General features: G+C 38.2%; 22 protein-coding genes and 1 riboswitch. Of the genes, 14 read left to right on the top strand and 8 right to left on the bottom strand.

Annotation, left to right across the window (positions count from 1 at the left end):
• Positions 1-37 precede the first annotated feature (37 nt).
• From pyk to A5N88_RS12470, 5 genes are all read left to right on the top strand, one after another.
• Positions 38-1,105, top strand: a complete 1,068-nt coding sequence (pyk, locus tag A5N88_RS12480; protein WP_066266512.1) for a pyruvate kinase — start codon at positions 38-40, stop codon at positions 1,103-1,105.
• A 414-nt stretch (positions 1,106-1,519) separates the two neighbouring features.
• Positions 1,520-1,657, top strand: coding sequence for a protein YkzB (gene ykzB, locus A5N88_RS25545; protein WP_198160262.1), 138 nt, complete (start codon positions 1,520-1,522; stop codon positions 1,655-1,657).
• A gap of 155 nt (positions 1,658-1,812) precedes the next feature.
• Positions 1,813-1,956 (top strand): Fur-regulated basic protein FbpA, encoded by a 144-nt coding sequence (locus A5N88_RS24385; RefSeq protein WP_083953139.1) that lies wholly within the window; start codon positions 1,813-1,815, stop codon positions 1,954-1,956.
• A 284-nt stretch (positions 1,957-2,240) separates the two neighbouring features.
• On the top strand, positions 2,241-3,542 hold the full coding sequence (locus A5N88_RS12475) for an arsenic transporter (protein WP_066266510.1): 1,302 nt from the start codon (positions 2,241-2,243) through the stop codon (positions 3,540-3,542).
• Between the two features lie 513 nt (positions 3,543-4,055).
• Positions 4,056-5,621, top strand: a complete 1,566-nt coding sequence (locus A5N88_RS12470) for a cadherin-like beta sandwich domain-containing protein (protein ID WP_198160260.1) — start codon at positions 4,056-4,058, stop codon at positions 5,619-5,621.
• 269 nt (positions 5,622-5,890) lie between these two features.
• Here the strand turns inward: A5N88_RS12470 and A5N88_RS12465 are convergent, their stop codons facing one another.
• Entirely contained in the window at positions 5,891-7,027 is a 1,137-nt protein-coding gene (locus A5N88_RS12465) for a 3D domain-containing protein (protein ID WP_066266506.1), read from the bottom strand.
• Between the two features lie 407 nt (positions 7,028-7,434).
• On the opposite strand from A5N88_RS12465, the gene A5N88_RS12460 reads away from it, so the two are divergent.
• Positions 7,435-7,623, top strand: a complete 189-nt coding sequence (locus A5N88_RS12460; RefSeq protein ID WP_083953138.1) for a hypothetical protein — start codon at positions 7,435-7,437, stop codon at positions 7,621-7,623.
• Positions 7,624-7,832: 209 nt separating this feature from the next.
• Here A5N88_RS12460 and A5N88_RS12455 read toward each other — a convergent pair whose 3' ends face one another.
• From A5N88_RS12455 to proC, 5 genes are all read right to left on the bottom strand, one after another.
• A complete protein-coding gene (locus A5N88_RS12455) occupies positions 7,833-8,117 on the bottom strand; it encodes a hypothetical protein (protein WP_066266500.1) in 285 nt (94 codons plus the stop codon).
• 203 nt (positions 8,118-8,320) lie between these two features.
• Positions 8,321-9,283 (bottom strand): D-2-hydroxyacid dehydrogenase, encoded by a 963-nt coding sequence (locus A5N88_RS12450; protein ID WP_066266498.1) that lies wholly within the window; start codon positions 9,281-9,283, stop codon positions 8,321-8,323.
• 176 nt (positions 9,284-9,459) lie between these two features.
• Positions 9,460-9,951 (bottom strand): QueT transporter family protein, encoded by a 492-nt coding sequence (locus A5N88_RS12445; RefSeq protein ID WP_066266495.1) that lies wholly within the window; start codon positions 9,949-9,951, stop codon positions 9,460-9,462.
• 10 nt (positions 9,952-9,961) lie between these two features.
• Positions 9,962-10,006: riboswitch (PreQ1 riboswitch) on the bottom strand.
• 60 nt (positions 10,007-10,066) lie between these two features.
• Positions 10,067-11,725, bottom strand: coding sequence for a glycosyl hydrolase family 28-related protein (locus tag A5N88_RS12440; protein WP_412733838.1), 1,659 nt, complete (start codon positions 11,723-11,725; stop codon positions 10,067-10,069).
• Positions 11,726-11,944: 219 nt separating this feature from the next.
• Positions 11,945-12,787, bottom strand: a complete 843-nt coding sequence (gene proC, locus A5N88_RS12435) for a pyrroline-5-carboxylate reductase (RefSeq protein WP_066266486.1) — start codon at positions 12,785-12,787, stop codon at positions 11,945-11,947.
• Positions 12,788-13,333: 546 nt separating this feature from the next.
• Between proC and A5N88_RS12430 the strand changes: the two genes are divergently transcribed.
• The 4 genes from A5N88_RS12430 (at position 13,334) to A5N88_RS12415 (ending at position 18,512) form a co-directional block, all read left to right on the top strand.
• The gene (locus tag A5N88_RS12430) at positions 13,334-14,827 is read left to right on the top strand and encodes a DHA2 family efflux MFS transporter permease subunit (protein ID WP_066266482.1); all 1,494 of its coding nucleotides are present in this window, start codon (positions 13,334-13,336) and stop codon (positions 14,825-14,827) included.
• 416 nt (positions 14,828-15,243) lie between these two features.
• Positions 15,244-16,359: a CamS family sex pheromone protein gene (locus A5N88_RS12425; RefSeq protein ID WP_066266480.1), complete on the top strand. Its 1,116-nt coding sequence runs from the start codon at positions 15,244-15,246 to the stop codon at positions 16,357-16,359.
• A gap of 566 nt (positions 16,360-16,925) precedes the next feature.
• Positions 16,926-17,405: a hypothetical protein gene (locus A5N88_RS12420; protein ID WP_066266478.1), complete on the top strand. Its 480-nt coding sequence runs from the start codon at positions 16,926-16,928 to the stop codon at positions 17,403-17,405.
• A 519-nt stretch (positions 17,406-17,924) separates the two neighbouring features.
• A complete protein-coding gene (locus A5N88_RS12415; protein ID WP_066266475.1) occupies positions 17,925-18,512 on the top strand; it encodes an undecaprenyl-diphosphatase in 588 nt (195 codons plus the stop codon).
• Between the two features lie 734 nt (positions 18,513-19,246).
• On the opposite strand, the gene A5N88_RS12410 is transcribed toward A5N88_RS12415, so the two are convergent.
• Positions 19,247-19,966: a metallophosphoesterase family protein gene (locus A5N88_RS12410; protein WP_066266472.1), complete on the bottom strand. Its 720-nt coding sequence runs from the start codon at positions 19,964-19,966 to the stop codon at positions 19,247-19,249.
• A 232-nt stretch (positions 19,967-20,198) separates the two neighbouring features.
• On the opposite strand from A5N88_RS12410, the gene A5N88_RS12405 reads away from it, so the two are divergent.
• From A5N88_RS12405 to A5N88_RS12395, 3 genes are all read left to right on the top strand, one after another.
• Positions 20,199-20,990 carry a VOC family protein gene (locus A5N88_RS12405; protein WP_066266469.1) on the top strand — a complete coding sequence of 264 codons (792 nt, stop codon included), beginning with the start codon at positions 20,199-20,201 and terminating at the stop codon, positions 20,988-20,990.
• A gap of 12 nt (positions 20,991-21,002) precedes the next feature.
• The gene (locus tag A5N88_RS12400) at positions 21,003-21,761 is read left to right on the top strand and encodes a DUF4931 domain-containing protein (protein ID WP_066266467.1); all 759 of its coding nucleotides are present in this window, start codon (positions 21,003-21,005) and stop codon (positions 21,759-21,761) included.
• A gap of 914 nt (positions 21,762-22,675) precedes the next feature.
• Positions 22,676-23,602, top strand: a complete 927-nt coding sequence (locus tag A5N88_RS12395) for an MBL fold metallo-hydrolase (protein ID WP_066266465.1) — start codon at positions 22,676-22,678, stop codon at positions 23,600-23,602.
• A gap of 214 nt (positions 23,603-23,816) precedes the next feature.
• On the opposite strand, the gene A5N88_RS12390 is transcribed toward A5N88_RS12395, so the two are convergent.
• Positions 23,817-24,317 carry a hypothetical protein gene (locus A5N88_RS12390; protein ID WP_066266463.1) on the bottom strand — a complete coding sequence of 167 codons (501 nt, stop codon included), beginning with the start codon at positions 24,315-24,317 and terminating at the stop codon, positions 23,817-23,819.
• A 395-nt stretch (positions 24,318-24,712) separates the two neighbouring features.
• Between A5N88_RS12390 and A5N88_RS12385 the strand changes: the two genes are divergently transcribed.
• Positions 24,713-25,177: a MarR family winged helix-turn-helix transcriptional regulator gene (locus A5N88_RS12385; RefSeq protein ID WP_066266462.1), complete on the top strand. Its 465-nt coding sequence runs from the start codon at positions 24,713-24,715 to the stop codon at positions 25,175-25,177.
• The last annotated feature ends 5 nt before the right edge of the window (positions 25,178-25,182 follow it).

Below are 25,182 nucleotides of genomic sequence, written 5' to 3'. Positions count from 1 at the left end.
AAACATAAAAGTACAATCTGAATGAAGGAGAGAGAAAATGACCATTGATCGAGTTTGTACGATTGGGCCGTCCAGTGAGAGCAAAAAAGCTCTAGAAAGTCTCTGGAGGCATGGGATGACTATTGCCAGGCTGAATATGTCACATGGAAGCCATGAAAGCCATGCAAGGGTGATTTGCTTTATAAAAGAATTAAACCGTGAAAATAAAGGAGAAATTAAGATTCTCGCAGATCTTCAGGGTCCTAAAATAAGACTGGGACAAATTGAGGGAGAAAAAGTAATGCTGCAGCCAGGGCATCCATTTACACTTTCGATTGAGGAAATAGCGGGCAATGAGAAGGAAGCCAGTGTCGATTATAAGGGACTAGTAAAGGATGTAAAGCGAGGGGATCGAATCTTAATGAATGATGGAGCAGTGGCATTAAAAGTAAAAGATGTCACCCAAACAACTGTTTCGGCTGAAATTACATCAGGCGGTGAAATTTCTTCGCATAAGGGAGTGAATCTGCCGGGAATAGAGACACAATTGCCTGCTATAACAGAAAAGGATAAAAGCGACATAGAATTTCTTGTAGAAAAGGATGTTGACTTTATTTCCTGCTCCTTTGTCCGTAGAGCAGACCATCTCAAGGAAGTGCGAAACTTTATAAATGGTATGAAAAAAGTCTGTCCATTATTAATAGCAAAAATTGAAACCATACAAGCCGTTCATCATTTCAGAGAAATCTGCGATGAGGCAAATGCAGTAATGATTGCCCGCGGGGATCTTGGGGTGGAGCTTCCATTTGAGTGGATTCCGCTCTTGCAAAAAGCAATGATTCATGAGTGCAGACTAAAAGGGAAATTTGTTATCACCGCAACTCAAATGCTCCAGTCAATGGTGGAAAATCCACTGCCAACCAGGGCAGAAGTAACAGATGTGTTTCAAGCTGTATTGGATGGAACAAATGCTGTCATGCTTTCAGCAGAAAGTGCAGTAGGCAGCTATCCAAGTGAAAGTGTAAAGACATTAGCCAGTATAGCAGCATGTGCGGAGAGGGCGAAGGAAACAAAAGCATTTGACTTTGAAGCTATGATCGATTTAGTAAATACACTTAGAATATGACTTGTTATCGAATATACATTTCCCCCCTGGCTGTTAGAAGTCCGGGGGTGTCAGCATTTTAGCAGCAAATTCAAAGTTTTGATGAGGAAAAGAAAACGTGCCAAAGTTATAAAGGGTGTCAAAACAACGAAGCCCTTGATGTAAGCCAAAACATAAAAAGCAAGAGTCTCTAACATCATTTAAAAAGGACACATGGATAATCCTTTGTACGTAAAGCAACAATCTATGCGAAAACAGCCTTTAAAAAACAAGGGAAGACACTCTTACACATCAAGTGAAGAACTATTCTTTATAAGTTAAGATAATTCTGTCAACAGAAAATTGTGCAATCAGAAGAATAATCATCGCCTTATAGACATAGGGATATGGCAGGGATAATTAGCTGAGGCAAAGAACGAAAGGAGAAACCTTAGTATGATAAGTAAAGAAGCCATTGAATTAGCCAAAAAAATAGTTGAATTGGATATAAAAAGAGATATGATTTGGGAACAATTAGCAAGCTTGGCTGGTAAAGAGGCTTATAATCTGCTGCGTTATGTTCAAAATAGCTGAGAGAAATTTTACTTTAAAAGGATTAAGGGAGTTTTAAGTTGGGTAAGATAACCTTGGTGTAATTAATTTAAAAGATTATGGGACTTATATAATAAAAAACACTTTCTTACATTAAAATTAATGAATGTTCATATAAGACAGAAAGGTGATTTAGAATGGCTGTAAAGGATGAAAAGAAGAAAGGCACATTGATCAATGAACTAATTAAAAATGGTATTTATAAGCTGTTTGATAAACAGCTTTACGAATTGCCCATTATTGTACTGGAAAGCGAATATAATAAGCTAAGAGGCTGCTGACAAACATTCGTATTAAATCAGAAGTACGGTTAAGAAGCAAATAATCAGGAAACAAAGGGAGCAACAAATAGCTGTTGTTCCCTTTATTTGTTTGGGAGCACAAATATTGTGGATATAAAGTTTCAATACCCATAGCATCAAATCCAACAGCTTTACTTGCAGGAATCAAAAAAGCAATCTAATATTAATAGAGCAATAATTTGGTTGCATAAGGTCAGGTTTTTTAGTAGAAAATTAACTGGCAAAAGCTATATAGTATGAACTTAAATGTCAGGAGTTTTAGTATGTTTACAATTATATCTGCTATTATTATTTTTTTATTGACGTTACTGTTTGTTATTTGGCAGCCCAAGGGTCTTTCTATCGGCTGGTCTGCATGCGGCGGGGCAGTTCTTGCTTTGCTTTTTAAAGTAGTGAGCCTGCACGATGTAGTAAGGGTGGTTGATGTTGTTTGGGATGCCACGCTGACCTTTGTTGCCCTCATTATCATTTCCCTCATATTAGATGAAATTGGCTTTTTTGAATGGGCAGCGCTGCATACGGCTAATGCTGCCAAAGGAAACGGCAAAAAAATGTTTATTCTCATCTCGACATTAGGTGCTGTTGTAGCTGCCTTATTTGCAAATGACGGTGCTGCCCTGATCCTGACACCGATTGTGCTTACCATGGTCAAACAATTGAAGTTTGACTTGAAAATGGTTATCCCTTTTGTCATGGCAAGCGGCTTTATTGCGGATACTACTTCACTTCCTTTTGTAGTCAGTAACCTAACAAATATTGTGACAGCAGATTTTTTTCATATTCCATTTCTGAAGTATGCTGCAAAAATGGCTGTCCCCAATCTGTTTTCACTAGGGGCAAGCATGCTATTCCTTTATCTTTTTTATAGAAAAAGTATTCCAAAATCATTTGATCCATCGGTTTTAAAAAAACCTTCGAAAGCTATTAAAGATAAAGAAATGTTCAGGTTTTCCTGGCTGGTGCTTTCAATATTATTAATCGGCTACTTTATCGGACCAGCCTACAGGATTCCAGTTTCGCTTATTTCAGGGGTTGTCGCAATATTTTTTCTGGTAATGAGCCGGAAAAGTCCTGTCATTCATACAAAGGCTGTCCTAAGAAATGCACCTTGGGCCATAGTGTTTTTTTCAATTGGTATGTACATCGTCGTATATGGGCTTCGTAATGCCGGGTTGACAACTATGCTTGGTGATCTGATTGAGGCTTCTTCACATCATGGACTTCTTGCGGGCATACTGACGATGGGTTTTGTATCCGCATTTTTATCTTCTGTCATGAATAATCTGCCGACTGTTTTAATTGATGCGCTCGCCATATCAGGTGTCCATGTGAGCAGCATTATGCGGGAAGGGTTTATCTACTCCAATATTATTGGGACAGACCTGGGGCCAAAGATGACACCGATTGGCTCGCTTGCAACACTTCTTTGGCTCCATATATTAGCTGGAAAAGGTGTGAAAATCACTTGGGGTACCTATATTAAAACAGGGATTATTCTTACCATTCCTACTTTGCTTTTAGCTTTAATCGGGCTTTATATCACACTGATGCTTCATCATGGCTGAGAAGAAAAGGGATTCAGACGTAGAAAAAAGCAAGGTTTTAATAAATAGTCTTTGTTTTTTAAAAATTGCCGAGATATAAAGAAGAGCTTGCCATTATTGGGCAAGCTTTTCCTTTTTTATCAATTTTTTTTAATAAGAAAACAAGACATTTCACACAGCCCTGCAGCATAGACATGTTTGCTGAAAAGCCGGAAGCAGCTGCTTCTATTTCCTAAAACCGTGTATATTTTTTAAAATGAAAACCGCCAGCCCCATCCTTCGCTGCCGGAAGTGACGGCCCCTATTGCCGTCCTGCCATTTATAAGTGTAAAAAAGAGAAATGAAGAAAAAGTGAATGTAACGTTAAAATTTTATTAAGAACAAAATATAGATAATAAAGGTGGAATTATCAATATAAGTCAAAAGGAAAACCGTCGAAATTTGCTACATTAATCCCTAGGTGAATTTAAGAAAAAATTAAGGATGAAAGGATACCATGAAAGAAACAAATGGGCTGAATGGAGAGAGATGAAAGTGAATTCAAATAAACTGGTGAGTAATGGCGTAAAGGTGGTATTAGTTTCGTCGCTGGTCGGATTTGGAACAATTTCGGTGCCCGGGGCGTATGCTTCTGTGATACCGAATACGGCTGCTTCAGGCACAGCAGGATCAATAACTGCAGGGACAGGCAACGGCAGCTCAAATGTGGATGGTACACAAGAGTCCCCAGAAGCTTTAACGGATATTGAAGTAAATGGGAGTAAGCTTGGCCTTTCTTCTCAACCAGCTACATATACCGATACTGTGGTTAATAATACAGACAAAATAAGCCTGCTGCTAAAAAGCGGAGATCCACAAGCAATGATCAAAGTGAATGATCAAGAAGTTCAAAATGGTCTCGCATCTGATTTCCCCCTGCAAACAGGAACAAACGAGTTTACAATCCAAATAGAGAGCAGTGACCAAGTCGTAACATCCACCTATCAGCTAATCGTTACACGGCAAAAAAGCAGCGATAACATTCTTAAAGATATAAAGATTTCAGCAGGAAAACTATCGCCTTCATTCCAAGCAAACGTCACTGCTTACGATGTTAATCTGGATGAAAATACTTCTTCTCTTATTATTGGTACAGAGCTCGAAGACAGCACGGCCAGTGTTACGGTAAATGGTAAAAAGGATGAAGGTAATGGGATAAAAGTGGATGTTCCACAAGGCAAATCTTCCGTAAATATTAAGATTACGGCCGAAAATGGAGCAGAGAGAGTGTATACCCTTTCAGTCGTACGGGCCGTTCTTTCTCCTGGTACGGATAACGGGCATGGAAAGAAGCCTGTCAGTAATCCTTCTCCGTCGCATGGAAAAGGGGCAGGAAAACCAGGGGCAGGGGGCTATTCCGGGAAACCGGGGGGCTATTCTGGGAACCCAAAAGGAAAGCCCTCTTCTGATACAGGCTGGAAGGGCAAGTCTGCTCCTGCCAGCCATAACAGTTCAGAAAGAAGCTTTGGGAGTGGAAGTAAAAGCAGTCAATACACGACTCACTACCAAAATATGAGTGCAGGCACCATCACGAATGCAAATAGCAGGACAGCTGGTTTCCTGGGAACAGCAGGAGGCGGCTCTCAAAACAATCAAACGGTAAATAGTGCAGCAAATCTATCAGGATTAACGGTTTCAGCAGGTACCTGGAACAAGGAGTTTAAACCGAATGAGTATACGTACCATATTGCATTAACAAGTGATATTGATAAGGTAACTATTCAAGCTGTACCGAGTGACAGCGGGGCATCCGCTGATATTCAGGGAAGCAGTGATGATACCATTGCCATTGGTGCAGACCAAGCTAAAACGATCATTCCTATCGTTGTGACAAAGGGGACTGAACGTAAAACCTATGTTTTGGTTTTTGATAAACAAGTGGTGACACCGACTGTGAAAACGGCTGTAACCAATGATACAGATTCAAGCTCAAGTTCTGTAATAAATACATCAGCTTCTTCCAATTCTTCTGTCATTAATACTGTGCCCAACACCAGACAAAATCAGAGTTTATCGCTATGGACCCGTATCATCCGGGCAATTCAATCTTTTTTTAGCTAACAAGAAAAGCGCAGGCGCCTTGCACATCGGCGTATGGATTTCATAGTCTGCGACTGAGATAAAGGAAACACAGCGAGGCCGTTCACGAGCTGATGTTGACTTATCGCAGGGAGGAGACGTAGAAATCCACTAGACGAAAGGCGCTGGAGCTGGACAGAGACTACCCTATGTTAATAATTGATTTAATAAAACATTTCACTTCTTATCTTAAAATAAAGGCAAAAAACAAGTCAGGTGTCTGCGGGACATCTGACTTGTTTTTTTGTTTTCTAATTTAAAATGATAACTTTTACAGTTTGGCGGCCAAAGTTTAGGGCAGCCTGTGAGTTTGGCATTAAGATATCAATGCGGTTTCCTTGAATGGCTCCGCCCGTATCACCAGCAATGGCAATTCCGTAGCCTTCTACCCATACTTTTTTGCCAAGCGGAATGACACTTGGATCAACTGCAATAAGCTTCATGTTTGGGTTGGTTGCTATATTATAGCCTAGTGTGGTGATATCACCTTTTGTATCATCATGGCTGTATGCTGTTGCAGTGACATAAAATTCTTTACTGCCAGAAGGGCTGCTGTCATTTGAAACGGATTGTGGCGGGGTCTGGTTTGCCGGCTGTACTGCAATCTGTTTTGCTTGTGCTTGTGCAGCTTGTTCTTCTTTCTGTAAAGCGGATTGAATGTCACTGATTTTAGCCTGCAGGCTGGATTTACTTTGATTTGCAGCAGATAAATCCTTATTAATGCTGGAATAACTGGATTTAAGCTCGTTTAATTTCATTTGCTTCGCTTTAAGATTTGCCTGAAGCTCGTTTTGCTTAGCAAGCAATTGAGATTGATCCTCTTGAAGAGAAGCTTGTTTTTTATCAATGGCTTTTTTGTCTTCTTGTATTTTGGCAATGTCGTCTTTTTGTTCTTTAATAATATCATCATCTGCATTAAACAGAGTGCTAACGGCACTGATACGGTTTACAAAGTCTCCAAAACTATCAGCATTCAGCAGGGTGTCAATGACAATATTAATTCTATCGCTTTGCTGAAGTGCAACCAGACGTTCTTTAATAATATTTTTTCGAGCAAGGACCTTATCCTCAAGCTTCACAATCTCTTCTTTTTTCTGTTCAATTAATTGATTGGTTTGCTTTATTTTTTGCTCAGTTACAGCAACATCTTGTTTATTTTTATCTATAACAGCTTGTATTGAGTTCCATTCTTGCTGGGCTTGATTCATTTCTTGGCTAACTTGTTGCTTTTGTGCTTCCTTGTTTTGAATCAATGTTTGATTTTGTTCAAGCTTATTTTGTGCGTTATGTAATGTTGATTGATTTGTTTTTGCGTATACTCCGATGGTGGCCGAAATACATAATACGATTGTTAAAAATGTGACAAAACTGCGTCTTATGTACTGCATAAAACAACCCCTTTCTTCGTAGTTACATTTATATCATAAAAAACGCAAGGAAAGGTTACAAAACTATTAAAACAAAATCGTTTTTGTCATGAAAATTTAACATAAAGTAAATGGTTCAATAGTTGGATTTTACAGGAAAAGACCACAAAAACTTAACTTATAGCAAATTAATTCCTTGATTATCAGCAGTTTTAAGCTAAGACCCCGCAAAAAAACGGAATAATATGGGTTGATTCCGCCGTTATGGAAGAGGAGCGGTGCGTTGAAATAATTTTGAAATATAATAGAGTAATTTTGATGATTTTTAAAATATTTCATAGGCGTCAGCCCAATTTTAAATGAGAAAAGCCTCCAAAATTTAAAGAAGCACATACAGTATAAAGAAAAAAATGAGAGGAGGTGAGTGTATGCCTCCATATATTTATCAGCCGATGGGATACAGCCATTATCCTGGCCATCCTTATTATTCTCAACCTATGGGATATTATCATGGTCACCATCCGTATTACCATCACCATTATCATCCCTATTATCCTGGTTATCACCATGGTTATTATCACCCAATGGGCCATGGCGGTTATTATGGTCACATGTAAAAAGACAATAAGACTATCTGAGAAGGTATGGAATCTTCCATATCTTCGCTACATAAGAGGAGATATAGGCAGCGTTCTGACCATCCTGCTGGTTGATTTCCGCTGCAGGCACTCGCTTTCCCCGGGGCGGTTGGGAGCCTCATCATAGCAGGCTCCTTCGGGGTCTCCCAAAGGCCGGCTGATCCCGCAGGAGTCTCGTGCCTTCCGCTTCAATCAACCTTAGAATTAAATCCAAATTGGGAATGGACATAGATATAGGCAGCGGTATGATCATCCTGCTGGTTGATTTCCGCTGCAGGCACTCGCTTTCCGCGGGGCGGTTGGGGAGCCTCATCATAGCAAGCTCCTGCGGGGTCTCCCGAAACACGCTGATCCTGCAGGAGTCTCGTGTATCCGCTCAAATCAACTTTGGATTCGTTTCTATTCCTGGCTCTAACAGAGATATGGTGGAGTGCCCCGATCATTCTGCTATTGAATTCCTCTGCAGATGTCATTGCTATTCAACCTGTTTGTTCTTTTCTGCTCAAATAAATTTTTGTCAGAGACACCATGCTATATTCGCATTAATTGTTCTTCTACCCTTTTCCTTTTTCTGTCCAAAAATAAAAAAGAGGTGACTCAAAAGGCCGCTTATAACCGCCTTTTGAGTCAGCCTCTTCCTATTGATTTGCGGAAAAGCAGGGGCTTTCTGCTTTTCTTAATACCCTTTTCCATAGTCTACTACATTGATAAAGGGCTTGCTTTCTGTTAAGTAGTTTTTGAGATTTGGAATAAAAATGTCTTCCAGCACTCGTTTATCATAATATTCTGTAGAGCCGGCAGTATGAGGCGTTATGATAACATTCTCCATATCCCAAAGAGGACTTGCCTGATCCAGTGGCTCGTTTTCAAAGACATCCAATCCTGCACCGGCAATTTGCTCTTCTTGCAGGGCATGTATGAGTTCTTTTTCAACTACTGTCTCCCCGCGTCCGATGTTAATAAAGAAGGCTGAAATCTTCATAAGAGAAAACTCTTTTGCCCCAAAGACATTGCGGGTATTATTTGTTAAGGGCAATGTATTGACTACATAATCACATTCTGGCAGTACAGAATGAAGCTCATCCATCACAGCTATTTTGTCCACATTTTCTTCATTTTTAAGGGAATTGCGTACACCAATGACCCTCATACCAAATGCTTTTGCTATTTTAGCGGTTTCTTTACCAATAGCGCCGATTCCCAAAATGCCGATTGTTTTTTCGTGAATTTCTAGCTTCAGACCGCTATGGTCCCATTTTTTCTTTTGTTGATTCCGAACATATTCAGGAATCTTCCTTGTTAGTGAAAGCATTAAAGCAAAGATTGTTTCAGAAATAGGATAAGCATGCACGCCGTTTGCGCTGGTTAATTGGATGTCTCTGGCTTCAAGCTTTTCGAGCGGAAGGCTATCAACGCCCGCACTCCAGGTTTGAATCCAGCGTACCTTTGATTCCTGTTCCGATACACTGGATGCTAGTTCCTTCTTCCAGCCAACAATGATTTCTGCATCCTTGATATGATTACTCCAGATAGAAGAATCCTTTCCGGCTATAACCTCCCAATCCTGCAGCAGCTCTCGTATTGCATTGATATAGTTTTCATCAATATTCTGTGTTATGACTACTTTTCTTTTTGCCATGCTGTCACCTCGTCTCATATTCTTCCATTCTATGTTATCAGAATGGACAAAGACAGAACTAGTAAACTGTCTTCCTTTCTTTAGAAAAATGCTTTTCGGCTGTCCAAGAAAAGGAAAGGTATAAAAAAAGCTGACTCTAAGGCGTTTGATGTTAGCCTTTTTGAGTCAGCCTGCTGTTAGGCTTCTATGATTTTTTCAAAATCAACTCTTTTATTAATTAAATACATAATGGGTGCCCCAATTACCAATACCGCAAATTCCCCGATAGCTGTAACAAGCCATGTAGCTATAAAAGGGAGATGAAAGGCAAGATGAAGCTCCAGTGCAATCAGGAACATTGTTATAGTAAACACTACAGTGTTTACGAGCATCCTGGCCCAAGTGGTTTTGATAAAACGGGAAGTAGCCATCGTGATTAAAAGAGATATGGCAGACTGTCCTACTCCAAAAACAAGATCATAAGCGACCATTGGAGAGAAAAATAAATTGGCTAAAAAGACGCCAATAACGATTCCGAAGAAATATTTTTTATTGAAAACAATCAGATGATTAAATATTTCGGGAACGCGAAATTGGAAACGGCCAAAGGCAATAGGCTGAATAATAAAAGAAATTACAACATAGAGAGCTGCCACAATGCCGTTTACAGCAAGTGTTTTTGTGTTCATTGAAAGATTCCACTCCTTAGTTTTTTAACGTGGGATGGTTTCGAACCACGTGAGGAATAAGATCAAAAAAATATCTTATCGTACATTAAAACGGCATGTCAATACAACAATGCACCTATAAGATTCTATTGGATGTTTTTCCGGCTATTGAAATAGGAATCTTATATCCCTGTATCTCGAGAGACGAGGCGTGTGCCACTGGATTTACAGATTTCATTCCATATTCGCCTTGTTCGCAGTCAGCTTTTACATTTTTGATCGATGCATGGACGTTTGCACCAATATCAATTCCTTTGGGAGAGGAATGGTCAATAGTTATGTTTGAAAGAATAACCTGATCTGCATGATTGTCTCCTCCGAATACTTTCAGGTCTGTGCCTGCTGTACTAAAATCGCGAAATGAAACATTCTGAAGCCTAATATTTTGTGCACGATATTGTATAGCAAGAACAGGATTTTTTTTATAATCATAATTCCGATCGCCAATTAAGGTGAAATGATTGATTGCGACATTTCGATAGGCAGAGATGACCATCCCACGTGGACTTGAATCAGTATAAAGATCCGAAAACACAGGGGCCATCGCCACAATACTGGTAGCCATGATATTGTAGGCTGTTTTGGATTCTGGATGTTCCTTGTAATGGTGGCCTATATGGCGGAAATTATAAGAGCGATTATCATGGAAAGAAAAGTGTCCAATAATTTGTACATTACTCGCTGCAGAAGAGTTATGGTGTGCCTTGATTTCAACGCCTCCAAAACAGCGTGCTGAAGAATTGTTCACAAGCCAAACGTTTTGAGAGCCATCATCAATTTCAAAACCATTAGAATTTGAAAAGCCTTTTTTGTGTGCCCTTCCACTGGGATCGCACATATGGGAATGGGTAATGAGGATATGCTGGCTGTGGTGTGTGGTAATTCCGTCATCTCCAAAACCATAGCCGGTCAATTGGTCCATCCAAATGAACTCACTTCCGCGGGAAGCCCTGTTGCCGTCACCAGAATAATTGTACCGTACAGAAGTAATATCAAAGCAATGAAGGCCTGGATTGATCGCCTCTGTATTCCTGACCCATCCGTATTTCACATTAGCGAACGTTAAACAGCTGGATCGATTGCTCCCTGTACTTGAATTTTCATTATGATTAAGACGTTCTACATTCCAGTCAAGGCTTAGATTCTGAACAAGAATATGATGATTTCCTCGGCGATAATGCATGTTGGTAATTAGTCTCCTGCTTTTTGGGGCCAAGGGGTGCAATTTTATGGTAGTAGCACCTTTTCCCATGCCCTCGAGAAATGTCCAGGAAGGCAAACGGAGCCCTTTTATGATAAAGACCCCTTCAGGAACAATTACCTTCACTTTTCCTTTGCCAATTGCCTTTTGAAAAGCTGCTGTATTATCGGTTTTTCCATCGCCTATTGCGCCAAAATCTGCTACATTTACTTCTCTTTTGGTTTCCTTTGATAGATTGGTATATTCCTGGTCTAACTGGCTTTTCCAATATGGAACGGGGGTTCCTTCCTGATCCAGTAGTGTATTCGGCATTTCGGTATACTCATATTGAACTGTTTTCTGAAATACTCGCCGGAAAAGGAGAGGGATTAACCTTTTGTTTATAGGGCGGGGACAATGTGTATCTTCTTCATATAACAGCCTGGTTTCTTTTAATGCTTTCTCTATATCAAACGAATAACCATGGGTTTGTTTTATTAGATTGCCATTTTCTAGAGGATCATGATTTTTTCCAAGAATGATCAAATGATTCACCTCATTTACAATTTCTCAGGCTGTATAGTATTCCCTCTGTCTTTGTGTGTAATCCCCTTTAAGTTAGTTGGATGTGATAGCAAAATTATGCATAATCCGCTTTTCATACTGAGATTTGTGCATCTTATCCAATCAATCAACATTGATTTTTACCATGGGGATTGAAAAACAGCCAGCAAATGCTGACCGGCATTAGCTGGCTGTTCTACAATGGTTGTGTTAGAGAATAACATCTTTCCTTTGGAGTTCTGAACTGATTTCTTTTGAACGCCTTGCAGCATTTTGGATGGCTTCAAAAATGGCTTTTCCTCCTCCGTACTGTTCTAATGCTTTAAGTCCGGCTGCTGTTGTTCCATTTGGTGAAGTAACCTTTTGTCTTAGCTGTGATGGAGTATCTTCCTGCTGAATCATCATTTTAGCTGCACCTTGAATCATTTTTGCAGCAATTTCTCGGGCAATTTCCCTGTCTAGTCCATTTTCAATAGCAACTTCTTCTATATGCTCCATTAAATAATAAAAGTAAGCAGGCCCGCTTCCAGCAATTCCTGTAAATATATCCATATGTTCTTCTGGAATTTGATATACATCACCTATACATTTTAACAGTGCCTCAGCCGTTAAGATGCTCTCATCATTTGTATAGCTGCCAGTTGAAAAGGCTGTAACTGATTCACTTATCATGGCAGAGGTATTGGGCATTACCCGAATGAGCTGCTGTCCTTCTTTAAAAAAACTGCCCATATAATCTAATGAAATGCCGGCTATGACAGACAGAATTAATTGATGGGGAGCCACTTTATCACGAATATAATGAAGGGCAGTTTCTGCATCCTTAGGTTTCATGGCTAAAACAAGGACATCCATTTCTTCAAAGGGAATATGTTCCTTATCCATAATGGTTATATCGTATTTCGTTTGGAGATGGTTCAGTCGATTCAGGTTGCTTTTATTTGTAACGGTAATGGTATTAGGAGGTATATCACCTTTATTTATTATTCCTGAAATCATGGCTTCCGCCATGGATCCTGCACCCAAAAAGGCAATCTTCTTCGATTGTAGCATGTTTTTTCTCCTCTCTAAGACCGTTAGATTGTTAATTATCTTAACATCTTCAAGAGGAATGTCAAGGCAGCAAAGGTGTATTTTTATATAGCTGGAGCATTGTTTACAGAAACACTTTTTTAGTATTGGATTATTTAATGAAGAAACTCGTCTAAATCGGGCGATATTTGTCGCAAACCTAGAATTGTTTTTCGTAAGATAGAGAGGATGAACCAGGGGACTTTCGCAGTAATCTATTCCTTTGGTTTGCAGTTGCAGAATCAAGAGTATGACTCGCGAAAATGTATCAAAGGAGTCTTAATAAAAGCGTTAATAAACCAGAATCAATTTGTTGACAAAAGCATTTCTAATCCGTAATATAGTTCTAGTATCAAATATTTTGTGTCACTAAATATTCGAATCTAGCACTATTTTTATACTTTTCTCCCGCTATAAAGCGGGAGTTTTATTTGAGTTTACCAGTGTAAAAGTATAAGGGTGCCAGCAGAATATTTCTAAGTAATCATCCTATATTTTTCAATTCTTCAAGGAGGTCCATCACAATAAATGGATATTCATCAAACTTCATCTGATTCTCGCAGCAGACGTTCCATCTTTGGCATTATGATTGCAGGGGCTGTCGTAGCATTTTTAAATCAGACTCTTATCAATGTTGCCTTGCCTCAAATGATGAATTCACTTCACATTACAGCGAGTGTCGCCAACTGGTTAACCACAATCTTTATGCTGGTTAATGGGATTGTCATTCCGATTACCGCCTTTTTAATGGAACGATTCACTACAAGGCAGCTTTACCTTTCTTCGATGGGATTTTTTGCATTAGGCACTCTGATTTGCGGAATTGCTCCGAGCTTTTCCATTATTTTGGTTGGAAGGGTTATTCAGGCAATTGGTGCAGGTATTCTTTTTCCGCTTATTACGAATGTTATCTTCACACTATACCCTCCCAACCGCCGCGGATTTGCAATGGGGATATTCGGCGTTGCAATGAACTTTGCCCCAGCGATAGGCCCTACTCTTTCAGGATGGGTTGTGGAACACCATTCGTGGAGAGTACTGTTTTTCATTATCTTTCCTTTTGCACTGTTAAATTTTTTATTGTCCATTTTTATGGTGAAAAACGTAACAGAAACAAGCCGTCCAAAGCTGGATGTCCTAGGGGTTGTATTATCAACAATTGGATTTGGCGGGATTCTTTACGGATTTGCTGAGGCTGGCACGAAAGGCTGGACAAGTGCTGATGTATTGATCATGTTTGTGGCAGGGGCCATAAGCCTATTGGTGTTTGTTTGGAGACAAATGACGGTAAGCCATCCAATATTGGAATTTAGAATTTTCCGTTACAAAATCTTTACTTTAACGACGCTAATTAATGTGATTGTCACTATGGCCATGTTTTCCGGTATGATTTTAATGCCTATCTATATGCAGAATGTTAGAGGTTTTTCTCCATTGGATTCAGGCTTAATGCTATTGCCGGGCGGAATTGTCATGGGAATCATGTCTCCCATTACGGGAAGATTATTTGACCGCTATGGGGCGAAATGGCTCGCGGTTTCCGGTTTGGCCATCACGATTATCACAACCTATGCACTGTCACAACTAAAAACAGACACTTCCTTTACGTATGTAGTAATCGTTTATACTGCCAGGATGTTTGGAATGTCTATACTTATGATGCCTATTTTTACTGCAGGCTTAAATGAACTATCTCTCGACATGAATAAGTATGGAACAGCTATGGTGAATACACTGCGAATGGTAGCAGGTGCAGTTGGAATGGCTTTCTTTGTGTCCATTATGACAAATAGAGGGGCTATACATGCAAAACAGCTTTTTATAGACAAGCACATTCTTCCTGCTGATAAGTATCATGCTGCACTCGCTTTGAAACAAGGAGCCGTAATGGGAATTAACGATGCCTTTAACATCGCTACGATTTTAACGGTTATCGCCTTTGTTTTAGGTTTCTTTATCCGAAAGACCTCTCCAGAAGAGCAAGAAGTGGAAGAAAAGGAACTGTCTCTTTCAGTAAACTAAAAATCCACTTATAATTATATAAATGAAGGCTCCCCCTCCTTAATGGATGGGGAGCTTTTCTGCTTTAGCTCACTAAAGGGGTCTGACCCCTTTAGTGAGCTAAAGCGATAATTTTCATGTTCCAGTATTTTTCATGTAGAAAAAATATGAAAGAATTGCCTAACTATGATATCTTTGAAAGGGAGGATTTTTACTTAAAACCTCTTAAATCACCATGCATTATAGATACATACAGATATAAAAATAAATGGAAGCAGGCAGCTTTTCTCATTTAAATGGCTTTATTATTTTCAACGTTGAAAATTGCACGTTTTTTAACAAGAAAGTGTTAAAAAACAGCAACAGCCTTCGTTAAGACATCGCCCTAAAGAAAAAGACTGCACTGGTATGAATTTAGTGAAAAGGATAGGATTAGAATGCGAAAAGCGGCAATTGGATTGCTTGTAGTAGTCATATTCATGTTAACTGCTTGCAATAATAATAAGATATCGAACTCAAGTAAAACAGCACAAAAGAAGCCAGTCGTCCAAGGGAAAGAGTTATACCTGACAAAGCAATCTTCCACACCGAGTGACACACGCGGACTCATTTTGAAGAATATTGGAAATCCATTGGACGTTGATGAATTAGATACGGGTTTAATGGATTTATCACAGGAGCACTTTTCTCCTCAGGATTACTATCTTCAAGTAGGAAAGTACATCAATAAAGCCAATTTAAATGAGTGGGTAAATCGAAAGTCAAAATCAAATCCCAATGGTCTTAATCCAGAAATCCCGGGGAATAAGGATTCCCTGCAATTAGAAAAAGCTTATCCGCCTATCTTATCCTATGTCCTTGAACAGGATTATCTGGATAAAAGCGGAAAGACGGCGGGGGTATCTATTGCGGTTGCTTTGGATAAGACGGTTCAGGTCAGCTATACGGATGCCCAGGGGCTGGTTTACAGCGACAGTGTGACCGTCGGCGACAGCGCGTTTACCCAAGAGGGTGAAAACATTGGGGAAAGTATTATTAAACAGCTTAGGAACAAACATATCGTTCCCAATGTTCCTATATTTTTAACCCTGTATCAAACGGCAGATACTGATAAAAGCATTGTACCGGGATACTTCTTTGAAAAAGCCTTTGTGGATACAGGTGAAGGATCTATCGATAGCTGGTCAGGTGTGGACAGAAAGTACTATCCGTTTCCAGATTCCTCAACAAGTACACTGGACAAGGGAACATCGGACATGTTTCAGAATTTAAAGGATGATTTTGGAACCAATTTTCCAGATGCCAACTATACAATGGTAGGAGAGGGTCTTTATGTTGATAAACAGCTTACCAATCTGGAAATTGACATAAAAGTTCCAGGTGCGGACCGGCCTCTTGTAGAAGCAATGACGCAGTATCTTGCCTCAGAGCTCCAAAACAAGGCGCTGCCGGATTATATTCCAATCAGCATCAGGCTCATGGATATTGATGACGAAAAAGCTTTGATTACTTGGGACCCGGAAAAAGAATCAATTGGGACATATATCTATTAGTATAATACTGAAATGAAATAACCATGAGAGAGCCGCAATTACCACAAGTGAGCTCTCTTTTTTGTTTTGGCAATCATGCGTTTTAGGGTGTATAAAAGCAACAATCTATTGTAGAAATTCTATACAAATAGAGACGTTCCGCTGCTAAAGAGGACGAATAAAGGGTAAAGGACATATTTCTAAAAAAATACGGGGAATATGTTGTAAAATGTTTAGAAAAATATTGAAACAATTCGTGAGCTTAATGCGTCTAATTATTAAAAGGAAAGCTCTTTTCGTAAATTTTACAGTATTAAAACTTGTGAATAGGATACGAAAAGATGCCACGAAGACAGACAACACACGCAATAATCCTTTGTAAGTAAAGCAACAATCTATGCGAAAACAGCCAAAGGAAAAATAAAATTGGGAGGACAGGATTCTCAAATAAAATGATTCCACAGCCAATACTATTATTAATGAATACTTATATAAGATAGGGGTATTAAAGTAGCAATAGATAAGTATAAAAGGATATATTTTTTCATACCATATTAATAGAGCAAAAGGTGAGAGGATGGAGTTAAATGCTAAAAAGAGCAGCTTTTATATTGATTGCAGCAGTAGCGTTGTTTGCAAATGTTTCTGTTTCTGAAGCTAAGACTGTAGCCAGGAAGCCTGTAATTGAAAAACAAACTACTTATATCACAGGAATCTATAGTAAAGGCAATCATATGTATGGACGTTTTGATTATATTCAGTGGTATTTTGGAAAAGCGGCAGACAGAGAGTTTTTGAAGGATTGCAAGTGTAGTAAATATATGAAGCATGCTCCAGATATGTATTATATTCGGAATGTGAACCCGAGAATCCGCACCATTTCAATTTCTAAAAACGCACAATATGTACTTCAAACCTATAATGATGAAATTAAGTGGAATCAAAAAGTGACAAAGGCTCAATTCTTAAACTTTCTGAAGAAACGCAATCAGTATCATAGTATTCCGTTCCATTTAGAAATAAAGAATGGCGTTATAACAAAGATTACTGAGCAGTATATACCTTAATGGAGAAGGATATTTATATTACGCGAGAGGGGGCAATGCCCTCTCTTTATTTTGTGTTAAAGCACACAATTGATAGTGAATGGGGCGATTAAAGAGGAAATCAACAGACAAAATTAGCAGAGAATCATTTTGTAATGGTTACCTGCGCAAACATAACTATTTTTATAAGGCTGTGCTAAATTTCAATGTTGTTAACTGCTGTTTTTTAGCATATTCGTGTGAAACAGCAGTTTCACACGCCTTTCAGCAAAGCTGAAAGGTTCCTTTCTTTACTGTAAAATGAGCCAAAAAACAACATTGTCTTGTAACAAAGCCTTTTATAAAGTTACTAGGCAGCCATTGTGCTTGTTCCTTCTATACAAAACGATTTTATTTCGTTCTATCATAGCGCAGGAAAATGTACGAAAAGAAGCTTGTAAAAAGTTTTTAAAAGGAATTTGAACTTTTTTGCACAACAGCTAGTCTTTTTGTTATAAGATAAATCAAGTAGTCATTATTTTGATAGGAAGGGGAAACACATTGAATTATCGTTTATTTAAAGACATCCATGGATTGGCCGGACATAATCATGTAATTGATGCATTTATGATATTCTGTACAAATAAAGCTATTTATATTTTCGCAATTGCTTTGCTGCTCATTTGGATATTTGGAAACAAATCATACAAAAGGGATGCATTATATGCAGGTATAACAGGGATTGTTGGACTTATTGCAAATGTAATCATTTCACATATCTATTATGAGAAGCGTCCATTTGTAGCTCATCATGTTCACACACTCATTTCTCATGCTGCTGATGCTTCTTTCCCTAGTGACCATGCGACTGGCTCTTTCGCTATTGCATTTTTCATGCTTATACGCCATCGTAAAATAGGCGGGCTGATGCTAATATTAGCTCTGTTAACAGGATTTTCCCGTATCTATTGCGGCATTCACTACCCATTCGACGTAGTTGGAAGTATCGTAGTAGCCTTTATTGTTACTTTTGTTATTACTAAACTGGCACCAATTCTGGATCCGCTTGTGAATGCCATTGTTTCTCTGTATCTGTCCATTATTGGCAAGCTGACAGGCAGATCCTCAGAAAAAACAATTGGTCAATAATAATAATGAATATGGCTTCTTATTCAAAGAAAGCCCATCGCGCAAAAAGCCGGGAGAAGATAGTTTCTCCCGGCTTTTTATAATGCTGTTTTCGCATAAATTGTTGCTTTACGTACAAAGGATTATTTCTTGAGTTGTCTGTCTTCGTGGCAACTTTTCGGAAGCTCTTCACAAGTTTTAATACTGAACACATATTTATAATGATATTACTGTGCCCAATAGCAACAAAGTTTACGAAAAGAGCCTTTTATAAAGATAAGTAGTTAACCCATCCAGCCTTTGTCTAGCTCCAGCGTCCTTCTAGTACTCCTCCGATAAGTAGGCATTAACTCTCATGAACTGCCTTGTTATGTTTCCTTTATCGCAATAGAAGACCATGAAATCCGTACGCCGATGAGCAAGCGCTTGTGATTTCCTTTTTCCATTTTTAAAAAATAAGGCTCTGCAAAGCTTCCCTATTGATTTTCGCTGCAGTCACTCACTTTTGCCAGGCGGTAGCGGGACTGTCATCATAGCAAGCTCCTGCGGGGTCTCTTCTTACACACTTTTCTGAGCAGGAGTCTCAGGCCTTTCACTGCAATCAACGTTGAATTCTAATGAACATTAAGTATTACTCAGATTTGCACAGCGCAGTTTGTCCTGCCTGTTCAGTCCTGACCAATCAATTTGGGGATAAAGTCAACATAGATTTGTCACAGTGCCAAAGAAAAAAGAAACTGATGAAGTATGATCAATCAGAAAAATGGAGCTGGTACGGCAGTTTTTACAAAGTATTCGCTGAATGTTCCGTTCAGAATTTCAAGGCAATTCAATTGGTATCCAAGCACACAGCCGCCATCAATGCAAATTTTATTATGTCCGTAGTAGATATTTGCCTTATTATGAAGCTTTATCGCTGGGGTATGTCCATGTATAATGGTTTGCTGGAAAGGATGGTCAGTAAACAAAAAGGGATCCCTTATCCAAATCAAATCATCATTCATTGTTTTTTTCCAATCTGTATGGATTGGATTAATGCCTGCGTGGACAAAAATATACTGTTCTAATTCATAATAATAAGGAAGAGAGGATAGAAATTGAAGTTCTTCCTTGTATTGTATCTTTAAGTAGTCTCTTATTCCACCCTCAGAGATAGCGCTTACATTTTTGTCCCTAAGAAAGGATTCAATAGTGGTTATTCCTCCGTTGCGAAAAAAACGATTTTCGTTCCGGGCCGGATCTTCAAGCCAATCGCAAAACATTTTATCATGATTCCCTTTTAAAACAATCGCACCGTCTTTTTCTGCGAGTTCTTTTATAAACATAACCACTTCACGGCTGTTCGGTCCTCTATCTACGTAGTCCCCTAATAAAATAAGCTGATCACTTGAAGCATTATACTTCGCTAACGAAAGCAGCTCTTTAAATTCATTGTAACAGCCGTGAATATCGCTGATTGCAAGTATCCGTTTCAATTTGGATCAACTCTTTCCCATAATGTAATAGCAGAAGGAAAATGCGGACATGGCCGCGATGGTATAATAGATTAAATAAAGTATACTATAAAATAAAATGATTTAGCATAATCATATTGAAAAACCATTAATATATCAATATTGCAAGTATTAACAAATATGAACAATATTGTATTTAAAAAATATTTATTAACTCAAATAGAAGTATAAAGCATAAAAGGAGTGATTTCTAATGAACCTTTCTTTTGATCACCTGGTGCACTTTACAAACAATCCGATCGTGACCGCTGAAACATTAAAACAAAAAGGGTTTTCAGTCTCTCAGGGCGGCGAGCATGCTCATTGGGGCACCTTTAACGCTTTAAGCTATTTTGGTTTAAGCTACCTCGAATTTCTGGGGATCAATCATCGTACTATTGCTGAAACTGCAGCATTAGAAAATAACTTAATTGAGCAAGCAGTCCAATGGCTTCCGAACAGGGAGGGGTTTGGAAGAATTGCGCTTAGAACAAATGAAATTGATTCTGTTGCTGCAAGAATGAAAGACTTGGGGTTTAAGATACATGGCCCTGTACCTGGAAAGAGGACAAGGGAAGATGGCATCACGATCCAATGGAAGATGCTATTTATCGAAGCTTCTAACGATGAACTCCCATACCCATTCTTCATTCAATGGAATCAGTCAGACGAAGAAAGAAAACAGGATCTTGCTAAAAATCAGCAAGCTCATTCCATCAGCAATTTAACATTCAAAGAGGTTGTGTTTGCTGTTCACGACAGCTATAAGACTGCCAATAGATGGGCTGATTGCCTCGGGCTAAGGATGTCTCCTCTTGAAAAGGAAAAAGAAACACACAAGCTTGTTCTGAATGGTGGAGATCTCATATTTACATCAAGCAAAAATAATAGAGTTTCTGAGTATCTCGAAAGACATGGAGAAGGCCCTTTTCTAATGAAGTTTATCGGGGATAAACCCCTTCCTGCAGCTGAAATTTCAGGAGCCTATTTTCAAGTTAATGAGTGAGGAGATGATTCAATGTCGCAGCTTTATTTTGCGTCATCAATAGGAAAGAAAAAACCGGTTACTGTCAACAATCAAAACACAGCCTGTCCATTTTGCCAAACTAGTGAGCTTCAAAACATCATTGAAATGGATGAGTCAATTATTCTGCTTAAAAACAAATATCCTACATTGCAGAAAACACTTCAGCTTGTGCTAATCGAGACGGATGATTGCTTTGGCAATCTTTCATTTTATGATAAGAAACATTTATATAAGCTTTTGAAATTTGGTATTCGTCACTGGCTGAAATTGGAAAAGGACCCGCAATATCAGTCTGTTATTTTTTATAAGAACCATGGTCCGCTTTCGGGAGGCACCATTCGCCATCCTCATATGCAAATCGTTGCTCTTGAGGATGTGGACTACAAAAGTAAAATAGAGCCTAAATATTTTCAAGGAGTGGAAATTTATAAAGACAATTCAGTCGAATTTAATATTTCCAGTTTCCCTATCATGGGCTTCCGAGAATTTAATGTTAAGCTGTTTGATATGGAAAAAGTAGAAACGATGGGGGATTGTATTCAGACAGCTGTCCGATTCTTAGTAGACAATCCAGAATCGAAATGTGACAGCTACAATTTATTTTTTTATAACATGGGAGAGTATATCGTTTGTAAAATTGTCGCTAGGTATGTTGTGTCGCCATTGTTCGTAGGATTTATGATTCCCCAGGTGGCAAATGATATTGAAAGGACAGCCGAAAAAGTAAAAGAAGACTTTCTTCATCTCTAATAAAATATAAGAAACCTTAAAAAAAACCTGGTTTGTAAGTATTACAGGAATTCGTTTTCGGGTACTTTCTTAATAAGAAATGGCGTATAAATTGGTATACGTCATTTTTTCTTTATTAAAATTACTGCGAGTTTTTTATGAATTTAACATAGCAATTGACAACATTAGTTAGGATGGACAATAGGTAACGTATAAATAAAAAATAATGATATTTTTCAGTATTAGAGTTATGAAGGGGATTTATTTCAAATGAGGCTAGTTTGCCGTAAATGTAAAGTAGAGATTTCTAAAGAGATAACAGCATTAAAAGATTTAGCTTTATTAAATAACAATGATGGTGAAGATTACATACCTAAAGGATTTTTTAGGATTTTTTAGGATTGAAACTGGTGCACAAGATATTAATACTAAGGGTTTAATTATTATAAACTTAACGGATTTAATCAACACTAACTATCATTCTGATACAAGCAAACTAAATGGGTGCTGTGGATATGATGGATTAGACGGAAATAACCGTGTTTGCAAAAATAATCACCAAATAGGAACTGAGAACTCGGATTGTTGGATGTCACATTTTATTGCGTTGGAACCACATTTATTTGAATTTGTTTAAAATCACGAAAGGGGCGCGCTAGTAAAAGAAGGAATAATTAAAAATAAAGTAGAATATACATAACTGTGACTTCTATTTTTTAGGCTGTGTTAACTTTTAATGTTGATAACTGCTCGTTTTTTAGCTCATTTTTATAGTAAAGAAAGGAACAAAATGCAAACAAGTTTGCTTTTTGTTCCTTTCTTTACTATAACCTTTCAGCTCTGCTGAAAGGCGTGTGAAACTGCCGTTTCACACGAATGAGCTAAAAAACAACAGTGTCCTTTAACTGAGCCATTTTTTAAAGGGGACTTGATTTATGCCGGAAATTAATTCAAAACACTTTAGACTTGAAAAGATACAGGAAGGTGTATATGCAGCAATTGCAAAAGACGGCGGCGGAGCAGCTGCAAATGCAGGAATTATAGATTTGGGAGATAAAACAATTGTTTTTGATACGTTTAACACGCAGCAAGCTGCAGGAGATTTAAAGGAAATCGCAGAAAGAATTACAAAACAACCAGTTTCTTGGGTTGTTAATAGCCACTGGCACGGTGATCATATTAGAGGAAACCAAATCCTTAAAAACAGTAACATATTAGCTAGTGAAACAACACTTCAAAAAATGAAAGAAAATCACCCCAAAAGAATTGCTAAACAAAAAGAGGATATATCTGGATTGAATCATTATATAGAATCACTCCTCCAGCAAAGCAAGATTTCCACAGATCAGAAGTTAGAACATAATATAAATTTCCTAAGAGAGATAGCATTATCATTGCCTACCCTTGAATTAGTATTGCCGCAATATACCTTTAAGAGCGAATTCACCATATATGGAACAAAACGAAATGCTATAATATCATCACTTGGCACCGGACACTCAGAATGTGATTCTATCCTGTACTTGCCTGAAGATAAAATAATTTTTATGGGTGACCTATTGTTTGTTGAGACTCATCCATCCATCTTCCCTGAGTCGAACCCCCTAGAATGGGCAAACACCTTAAATAGAATGAGTAAATTTGATGTTAAAAAAGTGGTTCCTGGCCACGGTCCAGTTGGTGTAACAGAAGATATAACAAAGTTAAAGGACTACTTAAACGAATTGATTACTTTGTCAAACACAGACATTAATACAGAAGAAATTTTGGTACCTAGGAAATATAAAGAATGGGTATCCTCTGAATTATTTATTGGAAATTTAAGAGCGTTAAAAAAGGCTAAATGTAATCCTGTTCTATAATTAAAAATGCAAGCTTCTTTCTGATATAGCTTATCGAGTGTATGAGATAAAAGCAGGCTGTCATTGTGGATAGCCTTTTTGTTTTTACCGTGAAATTACAAATTACTAAAATTGTAGATGTTTCTTGTCCAGATCCTGGTAGAAGCTTTCAAATCAAACCTTCAAGCCGACTTGTTTTATGCTTGTCGCCGATAAGCAGGCTCCTTGCGCTTTTTTATATAGTCGAGAAAACATCATAATCCTCCAACGTTAAATGCTGTTTATTCGCCAGCTTATTCAGGCTGTCCATATACCTGTTCATTATATTTCTTGCATCTTCAAGCATGCTGTTTACTTCTTGCACTTTACTTTGATCATTATTAATAAGCACCTCTGACATCATACTAAATGCCTGAAGCTGGAGGCTGGCAGCCTTAACATATAAATGATGGATATCTTGCACTTCTTTTGTTTCGGGATGGATTGCCTTTAATTGGGTCACGAAATCTGCATACATTGGAATGACATCATGATTTAAAGTAGTATATAAGCTTTGATCGCTCGTATAATTTGAGCCTGTAACAGATTGATAGGACTCCACTGCTTTCTTTTCTAACGGTATAACTTCCTTTAAGTTGTACTGGATATAGGTGTAAAGATCTGCATGAACAGTCTCCTTCATACAGCCAGCAAGCAATATAATAAATAAGAACAGAGGTACACATTTTATGATCAACGTATTGGCCCCCTTTTCTCAATCATTTTATGGAAGAGGTATGTCCAGTATTACTGAAGGTTTTTTGATACAGAAAGCTTTTTAGCTTTTTTGTAAAATCGGCAGTTTAAAAAGGACTTTAGTAAGATGGAAGAGTTCTTGATTGCACCTATATGAATGGCAACCTATGAATTTCAGCAACAACTTTCGAATTTTTTAGGGGCATTCATACCGCTAAATATTAGAAGTGTCCTCCAAAAATGAACCTCATTTATTTCACCATCGCAACATTTTCTTATTGAAAGAGCTGCTTCAAATAAAATCGTCCAATAGAAATAGTGTAAAATAGATTATAGGCGAACAATTTATTTTTGAACAGTTTAGTATTGAACTATTCAATTGGGAGGCATGGAATAATGGAGTTGAATTTTACCGATCCAAAAGTTAAGCAGGTAATGGAAGTGTATCAATCATTTTGGGCTATTAACAAAACTACTGCAAAATTAACAAAAAAGAATGCTGAAGGATTTGGACTTTCCTTACAACAGTTATCCATTCTTAATACAGTATTTGCATTTCCTGAATTAACGCAGCAGGAGCTGGCTGATAAACTTATTTCTCCAAAAAGTACAGTTAGTGTGGGCATAGATAAATTAGTTAACATGGGGTTGTTAGAAAGAAGATTTTCTGAGGAAGACCGCAGAGAAGTAAAGGTAAAATTAACGAATAAAGGTGAAGAAGTTTCAAAAAAATCCAGTAAAGAATCATTATCTTATAGGGCTATGCTTTTCGCATTAGATAAAATGCCAGAAGAAGATATCCAGTCATTGCTTCGCATTCATAAAGAACTATCCAATCATCTAATGGAAAGCGGTTTTTAATCATG

Origin of the sequence: Heyndrickxia acidicola (assembly GCF_001636425.1) — a bacterium.
GTDB classification, from domain to species: domain Bacteria; phylum Bacillota; class Bacilli; order Bacillales; family Bacillaceae_C; genus Bacillus_AE; species Bacillus_AE acidicola.
Note: the sequence above shows the minus strand (reverse complement) of the source record. Positions and strands in the feature narration are given on the sequence as shown.